Source organism: Microcoleus sp. AT3-D2, from assembly GCF_036705715.1.
Taxonomy (GTDB): domain Bacteria; phylum Cyanobacteriota; class Cyanobacteriia; order Cyanobacteriales; family Microcoleaceae; genus Microcoleus.
The window spans coordinates 1-12,854 of record NZ_JAUBVE010000112.1 but is presented as its reverse complement, the minus strand read 5'-3'; the positions used below and the strand labels follow the sequence as shown (position 1 = coordinate 12,854).

Genomic DNA, 12,854 nt, shown 5'->3' with positions numbered 1-12,854 from the left:
AAAGCGCTACATATAGTTACAGCCTGGTCTTCATCTCATCAATTGGTTTTAGGACAAAAAAAAGTCGATAAAAAATCCAATGAACTGACAGCGATTCCGGAATTAATAGAAATGTTAGAAATTGCCGGAAGTGTAATAACTATAGATGCTATGGGCTGTCAAAAAAATATAACATCTCTGATTATTAAGAAAAAAGGAGATTATATTTTAGCTTTAAAAGGGAATCAACAACTCCTATACAAAGCCGTGAAAGAGTGGTTTGAAGTAGCTCAAGAAGCAGATTATTTAGGCAAAAAGTATGATTATTATGAACAAGTAGAAGCCGGACATCATCGAGTGGAAAAAAGACAAGTCTGGACTGTGGATGTATCCGAGTTACCACCTCTGCATAATCAAGAGTTATGGACGGGACTAAAAACAGTTGTCATGATAGTTAGTGAACGACGATTGTGGAATAAAACCACCACAGAAGCTCGTTTTTACTTGAGTAGTTTAAGCAGTAATGCTGAGAGAATTGCTGGGGCTATCCGCAGTCATTGGGGCATTGAAAATAGCTTACATTGGACGCTTGATGTGACATTTTGTGAAGATGAAAGCCGGATTAGGAAACAGAACTCTCCCGAAAATTTTGCACTTCTACGTCGCTTGGCTATAAATTTACTAAAACAAGAAAAAATTTCCAAACAAAGTCTAAAAATGAAACGGTATCGAGCGGCAATGGACAATAATTATTTAGTTAAAATTTTAAACTCTGCCAGTTAATGCTCGAAATCTAACACCTATCTAAGAAGGAAAATTATCCGGCTTTAAGAAGTTTAGAAAATCTTAAGGTTCTGATTTAATCTGCTTAAATGTGGTGAAAAATAATGATTTTTAGAAAGTTTTTTTAGTTATTTAGCAATGCACAAATTTAGGTGTTTGTCAAATTAATTTAGATGCGTTTACCCTGACTAAAAGCATCTTTCAAGTCAATTAAAGCATTTTGATAAACTCGACTAGACAACTGGTTCATCCAGCCAAATTCAGGCTGTTTCTTGACGTGGTTGGTAAGAACTTTTTTAACTTCGTTGATCACCTTCGAGTCTGTGAATTTTCCCTCGCTATACATTTGAGTCCGCAAGCTTAACCCAAAGTTAAATACTACGCGCCGGAATCCTGCGTGTCTTGCCATCAAAGTCGCTTCGTTGTTATTCAGTTTGAGCGCTCGTTTGACAGCAAACACAAAACTTCCTCTCAATGATTAACTATGGAGAATTTTAGCAAACTATTTGGCAATTTAGTCAAGCTCCACAAAAGTGTGGCTTGCTTCAAGGCAACTCACAGGACAAAATTATAGTTGACAAAAATTACGCGAACTGCTTATAATAACAAACCCTACAATTAAACTTAAATGTTTGAGGGCTATCAGTGCTAAGGCGTGATGTCGATCGCCCGCAAATTTACAGATTTCTGCATTTGAGCGTGACTAAAACTCAACCTGTATCCGGGTATACATTGCCAGTATTTGCCTGTGCGGCCGCACTTGCAGCTTTGCGGTGCTTGCGTGAGGGTATTCAGTCTCTAGATAGCGTATCAGTAAATTTACTGGAACCGCAAATAACGGCAGAAATTCCGATCGAACAGGCGTCTGTACTCAAAACTAATACCGCTTTAGGAGTAACTCGCTCCGATCCGGGGGACAATCTCGATCTGACTCGCAATACCCCCGTTTGGGCAATGGTGGAATTGGGGAATTGGGAAGAGGGAGAGAGGGAGAGAGAGGGAGAGAATCGGGGAGAGGAAGAGCAGATTGTGATTCTCGGCGGTGAAGGTATAGGGCGTCACACAGTCGGTGGAGGGGCGGCGATCTATGATTACGCAATGCGGCTGCTGCGATCGAATCTGAGCCTAAAACTCGCACGGGGAGAAAAAATTACTGTCACTCTGATTCTGCCGTCTGGGCGACAACTAGCCACCCGCACTTCTAACGAAGCTTTTGGCGTGGTAGAAGGACTTTCGCTGCTGGGTACAACGGGAATTTCTCAACCACTGAGTGCGCCTGGACAGTTGGAACTTTACCGCGAACAACTGCAACAAAAAGCCGAACTGTTTGACTGTTTGGTTTTCTGCATCGGCGAAAACGGCTTGGATTTGGCGCGACAACTGGGGATTAATCCTGATAGGCTCGTCAAAACCGCTAACTGGCTCGGCCCGCTGCTGGTAGAGGCAGGATATCAGGGCGTGCAGTCAATTTTGCTGTTTGGCTATCACGGGAAACTGATGAAATTGGCGGCGGGGATTTTTCACACTCACCACCACTTGGCTGACGCGCGCAGGGAAATTCTCACAGCTTACTGTGCTAAAGCTGGAATGCCTGCCGATGCGTGTTCCGCAATTTTTGCTGCAGCGACAGCCGAAGAGGCTCTTGGGCAATTGCGGGCTTTAGACGCCGAGTTTGGGAGCAATTGGGTCGATCGAATTTACGGCGACATTGCCGGACAAATAGACTTGCGCTCATCGGATTGCATTTTTACTCACACTAACTTGCACATCCCCGTGGGCTCGGTGATGTTCGGGCGCGATCGCAAAATTATTGTTAAAAGTGATATAGGAGATACATTTTTGACCCAAATTTGTTAATGTAGTGTGAATATCCCTGAATTCTGTTTAAAACATCGGTCAGGGATAATATTTAACAAGTAATAATTCTCTGTCCCTAAACCTTAATTATACTAGGTTGCTTCGGGAATTTATTTCTGAAGTAAGAATTCAATTAATTAGGGTAAGGCTCGAAGTAAATCTATGCTTGCCCTGTGCCCGATTAATCGACTAACATCGCTGACAGCAATCTAGTATGAATAAGATTTATTTCTAGCGACTAATGGTTCCTCGCCTTCCTTAGAATTGTACTGAGACCGCGACAGATACCTCCGCTACTTTCTGCCCAATTAGCACTTAGCAATTACGCAATAACCGTGACTACTCAAATAGAAACTGAATCCGTTCTCACCAACTCTTTTCTGCAGCAGATCGATCGCCAGATCATAGTGATTCTCGACTTCGGTTCGCAATATTCCGAACTGATCGCTCGCCGCATTCGCGAAACTCAAGTATATTCAGAAGTTATTTCTTACCGAACTACGGCAGAACAGTTAAAAGCTATCAATCCTAAAGGAATTATTCTGTCAGGAGGCCCGAGTTCTGTATACGATGAAAGAGCTCCCCACTGCGACCCAGAAATTTGGAATTTGGGAATACCGGTGTTGGGAGTGTGTTACGGGATGCAGTTGATGGTAAAGCAACTCGGAGGAAAGGTTGAACGGGCTAAGTTAGCCGAATACGGCAAGGCATCGCTATTTATTGACGATCCTACAGATTTGCTGACAAATGTCGAAGAAGGCAGCACGATGTGGATGAGCCACGGAGACTCCTGTTCCGAGTTGCCTTCGGGTTTTGAGATCCTCGCTCACACGGACAATACTCCGTGTGCTGCTGTTGCTAACCACGAGAAAAATTTGTACGGGGTTCAGTTTCACCCAGAAGTAGTTCACTCGATCGGGGGAATAGCTTTAATTCGCAACTTTGTTTACCACATTTGCGAGTGCGAACCGACTTGGACGACAGCTACTTTTGTGGAGGAATCGATTCGCGAAATTCGCGCGCAAGTGGGGGATAAACGAGTTTTGCTGGCTCTATCCGGTGGTGTAGATTCTTCTACTTTGGCTTTCTTGCTGCACAAGGCGATCGGCGACAAACTTACCTGTATGTTTATCGACCAAGGGTTTATGCGGAAGTATGAACCAGAACGGTTGGTAAAATTATTTAAAGAGCAATTCCACATTGATGTTGAGTATGTTAATGCTCGCGAACGCTTTTTAGCTCAACTTGAAGGAATAACCGATCCTGAAGTAAAACGCAAGCGGATAGGTCACGAATTTATTAACGTATTTGAAGAAGAATCGAAGCGTCTGGGCCCCTTTGACTACCTCGCACAAGGTACTCTTTATCCTGATGTGATTGAGTCGGCTGACACTAATGCAGACCCGAAAAGCGGCGAGCGAGTTGCTGTTAAAATTAAAAGCCACCACAACGTCGGCGGTTTGCCGAAAGATTTGCGATTTAAGCTGATTGAACCGCTGCGAAAACTGTTTAAGGATGAGGTGCGAAAAGTTGGCCGGTCGATCGGGCTTCCCGAAGAAATCGTGAACCGACAACCTTTCCCCGGCCCGGGATTGGCGATTCGGATCATAGGAGAAGTTACCGCAGAGAGACTAAATATTTTGCGGGATGCTGACTTCATTGTTCGCCAAGAAATTAACCGGCACGGATTGTACGGTGAACTTTGGCAAGCTTTTGCAGTTTTGCTGCCGATTCGCAGTGTAGGGGTGATGGGCGATCAGCGCACTTATGCTTACCCGATTGTTCTGCGGTTTATTAAGAGTGAAGACGGGATGACGGCTGATTGGGCGCGGGTTCCTTATGATTTGTTGGAACTGATCTCGAACCGCATTGTGAATGAGGTTAAGGGGGTAAACCGAGTGGTTTACGATATTACTTCTAAGCCACCGGGAACGATCGAGTGGGAGTGATTTGTAGTTAGCGATTAAGTAGGCGGACTAATTTTTTTGTCTGTCTACTTATTTTGATTTTGGATAAAAGGGGGATTCCCTCTGGGATAGGTACGCTTTACGGGCTTCAGGGGATGGGGGAGTGGGAAGGGCGATCGCTTTTATAGAACGCATTTGACATTTTTTGCTGTATATAAGTAAAGTGACTGCAAAATTCGTATCCAGCAGTTATGCCATACTCTACCAGCCTCACAGACGAAGAGTGGAGCATCCTCAAATCCTTGTTTTTTCGGGTTGTGACAAGGTAGGGGAAGAGAACGGGCAAATGCTTGGATAGAGACGTGCAAAATCCTCGTCAGTAATTTTGAGAGAACTCTGGTTGATGCGAGTGCCAAGGTTAATCTTTGTTTTATTACAAGACTGCGGATACTTTTTGATAACTAACCGTAGAATATGGCTTTCAAGGCGATTCGGCAATCGAACTACCAAGGAAAAATCAAGGGTTTCAGACTAGGAACTAAAAACTCTCATGACTATTGTTATTAGGCTGATGCTGATCAGGCTTGCAGCCGCTTAGCTCTCAAATGGGTTCTAGAAACGTTCGCCCGTTGAGTTACGAGGGCTCTTTTTAACGTGCTTAGCTTAAACTCCACTCATGTTTTTTGAGGAGAAAGTTTTATTATAATTTAAGCGTACTCAGCAAAACTTTTATTGTAGGGAGAAGTCTAATGATTATAACAATCATAAATCAAAGATATCAACAGCAACTGTTGACTTGTACTTGGGTGGTATCTTTAGGTTTTTTACTGTCCTCACCTGCGGCTACAGGACAGCAAATTACTCCGTCTCCCGATGGCACAGGAACTGCTGTTAATACCTCCGGCAATCAATTTAATATCAACGGGGGACAGCGCTCCAAAGACGGCACTAATCTCTTCCATAGCTTTCAGCAGTTTGGACTCACAGACGGTCAAATTGTCAACTTTATTTCTGAGCCAAATATCCGCAATATTTTAGGGCGAGTTGTGGGTGGCGATGCTTCTTATATTAACGGTTTAATTCAAGTAATAGGCGGTAATTCTAACTTATTTTTGATGAATCCGGCGGGGATGGTTTTTGGTTCCAACGCTCAACTGAACGTGCCTGGTTCATTCTTGGCAACAACAGCAACCGGAATCGGATTCGGCAACAATTGGTTTCAGGCAGTTGGCGTTAATGAATACGCTATGCTGATAGGAACGCCAAGCATTTTAAATTTTGGTACAGCTCAGCCAGGGGCGATCGCAAATTTCGGTCAACTGCGCGTACCTAACGGGCAAACGCTAGCTTTAATAGGCGGAACAGTTTTCAGCCCCGGTACTTTGTCAGCACCGTCGGGGCAAATTGCGATCGCATCGGTGCCCGGAAAAAACTTAGTCCGCATTTCTCAAGCAGGACATCTGCTGAGTTTAGAAATTTCCCCCTCTTCTAATCTAGATTCTGCTTCTGTGCCGTTTAGTCCCCTCACCCTGTCTCAACTGCTGACAGGGGGTAGCAGTAACGCTACAGGCGTTACAGTTAACAGCGACGGAAGCGTACAGCTAACGAATTCAGACTTGCAGGTAGAAGCTGGCGATGTGGCGATCGCCGACACTCAGGCAACAGGTGCGAACCAAAATTTAGCAGTGTCTGCTCAAACGGCTACTGTGTCAGCCGCGCGCAACCTGACCCTAGTAAACAGGCAATTACAAACAACCGGTGACTTGAAATTGCAAGCGGGGGAAAATGTCCGTATCCGCGACAGCGTGGCTAACTCTTTTGTTACTAATGCGGGTGGAAACCTAACCGTGCAGGGCGATCGCCAAATAGACATCCAGGCTCGCAATCACTCCCAAAGCTTACTGAGTGCTGGCGGCCGCATTACCCTTACCAGTAACGGTACTGTATCCGGTGATGCCCTCTTCAGAGCTGGCAGCGATTTCTCAATTGGCACACTTCAAGGTAGCCCCGGCAACTTCGCAAGTTCAGGCGGTTCTACGATCGTTTCAGGCGGAAACGTCACTTTTGGTAATTACGCAGGCGCTTCTCTGGGAGTGCAAGCAAAAGGCACGATCGCATCCGGTGATATCGCTATCAGTTCCGCATCTAGCGATCGACCGCAGTTGGTTTTTACGGCTGGCAACCTACCCACTCCCCTCACTGGAAACAGCACTCTAGTACCCGCCAGTTCTTCACCTGCCAGCATTCAAGTTGGCAATATCGCGATCGCAGGTTCAGTTTTTTTAGGCGCTGCAAACAGCATTCAAGCAGCATCCATTACTTCAAATGGCGGAGATATCGCGTTGGTAGCGTCCGGGGACATCGCTGCGGAAAACCTGGATACTTCAACTTTAACGGGCAATGCCGGCAATATTACCCTCTACAGCACGGGCGGAAGTATCAATACGAGCGCTAGCACCTTGAACGCTTCCTCGATAGTCGGTAACGGTGGGTCAATTTTCCTGTATGGGGCAAACGCGATCACCATCGGTGGAATTACAACCTCTAGCTTCATTGGAAACGGAGGTAGCGTCATCCTTTATGCAGAAGGCAACATCAGTTCGGGCAACATCAACACTAGCGGAATCAAGGCAGGTGAGATCAGCTTCCTTAGCAATCCACCAAATCCTTCGCTGGAGTTGGCTCCCCCGCTGACACCGAGCCCTACCACGCTGCCACCAGAACCACCACCGCTCTTACCTCCTCCGCAGCCAGAACCACTACCGCTGCCACCAGAACCACCACCGCTCATACCTCCCCCGGTGGCACCAGAACCACCAGTCTTCATACCTTCCCCGGTGCCACCAGAACCATCAGTCTTCATACCTTCCCCGGTGCCACCAGAACCACCAGCACCACCTGGCTTTCAGTTCCCTGGACTCGCACCTCTAAACAATGGCTTAGCAAGCCTGACACCGAGTGCCATTCAGTGCTTAACTCAGGAACAATTATTGGGGCAGCAGGCAAGAGTGCCCCTCCAAACTGCGCCGAAAGACTACAGCAAAGCGATCGCCTGCTACCAGCAGAATTTAGAGCTGGCGAGACTCTCCCGCGATGACGCTAGGTTCGGCTACGCGCTCAACAATCTAGGCGCAACTTACTACGCAATCGGAGATTATGAAAAAGCAATTTCTTACCAGCAGCAGCGCTTAGCACAAGCGGAATCCAGGGCCGATTTATTGGGAAAGGGACAAGCTTTTATTGGTTTGGGAGCTGCTTACGGCGCGATTGGCAATTATAAAAAAGCAATCGAATACTACGAGCAAAGTTTGGAAGTAGCACACTCCCTAAAATCGGCTGATTTAGAAGCGAGTATCCTAAGAAATTTGGGATTAGTTTATTACGCCAAAAAAGAGTATACAAGGGCAGTAGAATATCAAGAGCAAAGTTTAGCCATCGCTAAACAGCAGCGCGATCGCCGAGGCGAAGCCCTTGCTTTGAGTAATTTAGGATTAGTACACTATTCCCTGACGAATTATGCCCAAGCAATTGATGAGCAGAAACAAAGTTTAGCGATCGCCTTAGAACTGCGCGATCGTTTCGTTCAAGGTCGCGCTTTAGAAAATGTAGGAATTGCTTACTATGCTGTCAAAAACTATAGTCAAGCGATTGAGTCTTACCAACAGAGTTTAGCCATTGCCAGAGAACTGAGCGATCGCCACGCTGAAGGCCGCGCACTCAGCAATTTAGGTGACGCTTTATACAAAGCAAAGCAACCAGCCGAAGCTATCAAAGCTTTGTTTTCAGCTATTGAAATTTGGGAATCTCTGCGGTCAAACTTAAATAATAACGACCTCAATTTAATTTCAATTTTTGAGACCCAAGAAACAACTTATAGTACGTTACAAGAAGTGCTTGCTAATCAAAATCAGCATAACGAAGCGCTAGAAATAGCAGAGCGGGGACGGGCGCAAGCTTTTGTTAGATTATTGACCAACCGTTTTTCTTCCCAGTCAGCACAGGCTACCCTAAAGTCATCGGAAAATCAAATAAAACCGATCAACATCCAGGAAATTCAGCAAATCGCTAAGGAACACAATTCCACTTTTGTTTCTTACTCGATTATCAAAGAAGTTGTAGAAGCTGATGGTCAAAGAAAACAGCAAGATTCAGACCTTTATATCTGGGTAACGCAGCCAACCGGACAAATTGAATTTCGTCGTATCAGCTTGAAAGGTTTGGCTGAGGAAAAAACTTCATTACAAGCCTTGATTACTCAAGGTCGTTGCTTCATTCCCAGTTGCCTGCGAAACAAGCAGCGATCCCAACCAGCTACAAATCCCACCAGAACCAGGCCTATTGTCGAGCAACGATTTTTAGACACGTCATTGCAAGAGCTTTATCAACTACTGATCGAACCAATTGCTGACCTTCTACCTCAAGATCCAGCGTCGCGAATTACCTTTATTCCTCATGAATCTTTGTTCTTAGTTCCCTTTGCCGCGTTGCAAGATACTTCGGGAAACTACTTGATAGAAAAACATACTATTTTAACAGCGCCTTCAATTCAAGTGCTGTCTTTAACCAAGAAACAGCAACAGCTTGCTTCAGGAAAAGGTGCGCTAGTCGTTGGGAATCCTACCATGCCAAGTGTTGCCTTTACGACGAACCAACCTCCTCAACAACTGTCATCACTCCCACACTCTGAAGCCGAAGCGATCGCGATTGCTCAGCTTTTGAATGCTGAACCGCTCACAGGCGACAAAGCGACAAAAGTAGCAGTTTTACAGCAAATAGAGCGATCGCGCATAGTGCATTTAGCAACTCACGGCATCCTGGATGACGTAGAGGAATTGGGGGTACCTGGAGTCATCGCGCTTGCGCCAAGCAAGGGTGACAGTGGTTTACTCACTGCTAGCGAAATTTTCAATTTGAGGTTGAATGCCGAACTCATCGTTTTGAGTGCTTGCAATACGGGCCGCGGTCGTATTACTGGTGATGGCATCATTGGTTTATCACGCTCGTTTATTGCAGCAGGCGTTCCGAGTGTTGTAGTTTCTCTGTGGTCAGTATCTGACGAATCAACAGCCGAGTTGATGGCGGAATTTTATCGACAGATGCAGCTAACCCCTGATATTGCCCAAGCGCTGCGGAAGGCCATGCTGGTAACACTGGTCAAACATCCTAATCCTGTAGATTGGGCCGCTTTTACTCTCATTGGCGAAGCTGAGAAACGTTAACCGGGAAAAGCTGATTTCTTCCCGTCAAGAGACCTAATACCTTCTCTTCCGTACTTAATGTGCCAAATTATCATTTTTCTCTTGTCCTACACCCCACGTCGGGCCCTTTGATATCAATTCCCGTTAGATCGGAATGTTTAAACCACAGAGAACGCAGAGGATACAGAGGAAGGGAAGAGAGATGGATAATTCCGATGAAGGGCAGATTTGATATAACTCACACACTCAAAGGGCGGAAGGTGGGTTGTAGTTGTTCCACCGCTGCATTGGTTTCAATGTTGTGACTTCGATCACTGGTAACACGGACTTGGTTCACCCAATATTCTCAGTATTATCACGGGAAACAACCAGCACCATCACTTGCTCTTAGGAGAAATCACGAGATGATTAAGGTGTCGAGTTCAAAATAATCCCATGTTTCAAGTTAATCTTCTCCCCGGCGCTATCAACGAATTAATTGCCACTGTCACCGATACTCACCGCGTTACCAAAGCTGACCGCTACGGCATGATGGCTGCTATCCTTGATGAGTCCATCAGTGAAGAAGAACGTGGCTCGCTCGATCGTCTGATTCGTTCCCTGGTCAAAGGTCGGATTCAAGTCAGTGATGAACTCTCCATCGTCTCGTAAGCAGAAAGCTCGTTGAGAACTCGACACTCTACAACAGTTTTCGATTGGGAAAGTTTAGACCAGTCACTGATATTGCGATCGCCCTCTACAAGGATAGCTTTTTGTATTGTAAAACTTCATTAATTTTATAAGCAATCGTAAGCAAGAATGGTAATATGCAGTCAGGAGGTTAAAAATGAAACTACCTGACTACGCCAAAGCAATAGGCATAAGTTACACAACTGCGTGGCGGTGGTGGAAGGCAAATAAACTACCACATCCAGCGCGACAGACAGAAAGTGGTCTAATCATCGTAGATTACGTGCCACAAACATCATCCACCGAGGTCAAGAAGAATCGAGTCGCTATTTATAGCAGAGTTTATTCCTCCGAAAACAAAGAAAACCTTAACCGCCAATCAGAGCGGCTTGCTGAATACGCAATTGCTAACGGTTATCAAATCGTTAGAAATGTAAAAGAAATTGGCAGCGGATTGAACGATCACAGAAAGCAGTTGGAAGCACTGCTACAGCAGGATGACTACGATATTCTGTTGGTTGAACACAAAGACCGCTTGGCTCGATTTGGTACAAATTACTTAGGCGTGTTACTTCTTCGGTCAGGAGTCAAATTGGAAATAGTTAATCTAGCCGATAACGGAAAAGATGAGTTAATGCAAGACTTAGTAGCGATAGTTACAAGCTTTGCTGCACGGCTTTACGGGCAGCGCCGTGCTGGTAGGAAGACGGAAAAAATAATCGCTGAGTTGAAAGATGAAGGCTCTGAATGCAACTAACAGAGAGACACATTATTAAATCAACGGAACACCGTTTCGCCCAGATTGACGAACTAGCTTTCAAGTCCAAAAACCTCTACAATGCCGCCAATTACGTCATTCGTCAGAACTTTGTTTATGGATGGAAGTATGTCAACTACAACGAAATGAACCGCTTGATGAAGTCCCATGAAGCGTATAAAGCTTTACCTGCTAAAGTCAGTCAGCAAATCTTGATGGTGCTAGACAAAAATTGGAAATCGTTTTTTGAGGCGGTCAAGGCTTACAAAGCTGATTCTTCCAAGTTTACTGGTCGCCCAAGGCTGCCGAAATACAAAGATAAAGTCAAAGGACGAAACCTTCTCGTCTACACGATTCAAGCGATTAGTAGTAAACAATTGAAGAAGGGAATGATTAAACTTTCGGGTACGAAGCTTTTAATTAAAACAAAAGTCAATCCCGACCAAGTTTGCCAAGTTAGACTGATTCCGAAATGTGATTCCTATGTAATTGAGGTGATTTATGATGAACCGGAGTCCACCGTCAGCAGTGACAATTCTATAGCTAGCATCGATTTGGGACTGGATAACTTAGTGGCGCTAACTTCAAATCAACCGGGATTTATCCCTTTGTTGATTAACGGGCGACCATTGAAATCGATCAACCAGTTCTATAACAAACGCAAAGCAAAACTACAATCCCAGTTGAAAGGGTGCCGCAAAATTTCACCACGGATTCAACGCTTAACACGCTGTCGGAATCAACAGGTTGACAATTATTTGCATCACGCCAGTCGTGCGAGTATTAATGTTTTGACGGCAAAGCAGATTGGGACGCTAGTAATTGGCAAGAACGCGCAGTGGAAAACTGAAATCGAGTTAGGGAATAAAAATAATCAAAACTTTGTCAGCATTCCTCACTCTCGTTTGATTGAAATGTTGGAGTACAAAGCTCGGTTAGTGGGAATCACGGTGATTGTGACGGAAGAGTCATACACGTCCAGAGCCAATGTGCGTTTCGTTCTGAAGAAACCCAGAAATGGGGGTAATTCAGGCTCTAACAAGGTAATCCAATATGGATCGAGGTCGCACTTTAATCCCTTGTTAAAAGACAACTTGTTCGTCCTGTGGGTGAGAACATTGTTCAAGTCCCATCCTGCAGGTGCAGCGGTGAAAGCATCACCCCTACGGTAGCGATTAGCCATCAATCCGTAAAGCGGAGTGAAAAGGCGGTAACTGGAAAACCTATTCTGGAACCCCGTCGAGCAGGAGTTTATGGGTAGCGAAAGCAAAGGTACATCCGAACCATCGTGAGCGATAACCAGCGAAACAGGTTGACACGCTGGGAGTCCCAAAAGGGCAAGGATTGGTAATAAAAGGACTCTACCTTCAATTTACCGCAGGGTTGGCAACTGTTGGTTTGACCAACCAAGCACTCTGCAATAAACCCGGTGGAAAGTACCACCCTAAAAGCTCTAAACAAAGACGAACAGGAACGAAATAACATACCGTTTGCTCTTTGGAAAGTCGATTTTTCAGAGAAGGTGCTAACCGGATGCAACGGCAAGGAGAGATTGGGTCAAAAGCGAAAGCTCCTCTGTAACGAGGGAGATATGCAGACAGACCCACGGTGTCTCGGAAGATAGAACCTCCAGTAGCAATGTAAAAGTCATGAGCACGGTAAAACCGATGTATGAATGGAACAAGACTCCCTGGCGAAAGCTGG

The 12,854-nt window shown here is 45.3% G+C and carries 7 protein-coding genes and 1 pseudogene; 7 read left to right on the top strand and 1 reads right to left on the bottom strand.

Annotated elements, in window-relative coordinates; translation table 11 throughout:
- On the top strand, positions 1-762 hold a 762-nt coding region (locus QUB44_RS28840), incomplete at its 5' end, for an ISAs1 family transposase (protein ID WP_333372867.1).
- A 169-nt stretch (positions 763-931) separates the two neighbouring features.
- Here QUB44_RS28840 and QUB44_RS28835 read toward each other — a convergent pair.
- Complete coding sequence (locus QUB44_RS28835) at positions 932-1,222, bottom strand: helix-turn-helix domain-containing protein (protein ID WP_333372864.1); 291 nt, start codon at positions 1,220-1,222, stop codon at positions 932-934.
- Between the two features lie 239 nt (positions 1,223-1,461).
- Here QUB44_RS28835 and cbiD point away from each other — a divergent pair, with 239 nt between their 5' ends.
- From cbiD to QUB44_RS28805, 6 genes and pseudogenes are all read left to right on the top strand, one after another.
- Positions 1,462-2,619 (top strand): cobalt-precorrin-5B (C(1))-methyltransferase CbiD, encoded by a 1,158-nt coding sequence (gene cbiD, locus QUB44_RS28830; RefSeq protein WP_333372870.1) that lies wholly within the window; start codon positions 1,462-1,464, stop codon positions 2,617-2,619.
- A gap of 347 nt (positions 2,620-2,966) precedes the next feature.
- Positions 2,967-4,568 (top strand): glutamine-hydrolyzing GMP synthase, encoded by a 1,602-nt coding sequence (guaA, locus tag QUB44_RS28825; RefSeq protein ID WP_445299936.1) that lies wholly within the window; start codon positions 2,967-2,969, stop codon positions 4,566-4,568.
- A 707-nt stretch (positions 4,569-5,275) separates the two neighbouring features.
- Complete coding sequence (locus QUB44_RS28820; protein WP_333372860.1) at positions 5,276-9,745, top strand: CHAT domain-containing protein; 4,470 nt, start codon at positions 5,276-5,278, stop codon at positions 9,743-9,745.
- Between the two features lie 414 nt (positions 9,746-10,159).
- Positions 10,160-10,375: a hypothetical protein gene (locus QUB44_RS28815; protein ID WP_190659239.1), complete on the top strand. Its 216-nt coding sequence runs from the start codon at positions 10,160-10,162 to the stop codon at positions 10,373-10,375.
- A 175-nt stretch (positions 10,376-10,550) separates the two neighbouring features.
- On the top strand, positions 10,551-11,150 hold the full coding sequence (locus QUB44_RS28810; protein WP_333372857.1) for an IS607 family transposase: 600 nt from the start codon (positions 10,551-10,553) through the stop codon (positions 11,148-11,150).
- Positions 11,141-12,139, top strand: a pseudogene (locus tag QUB44_RS28805) (RNA-guided endonuclease InsQ/TnpB family protein); the annotation flags it as partial. The gene QUB44_RS28810 and the pseudogene QUB44_RS28805, both read left to right, overlap by 10 nt.
- Positions 12,140-12,854 lie beyond the last annotated feature (715 nt).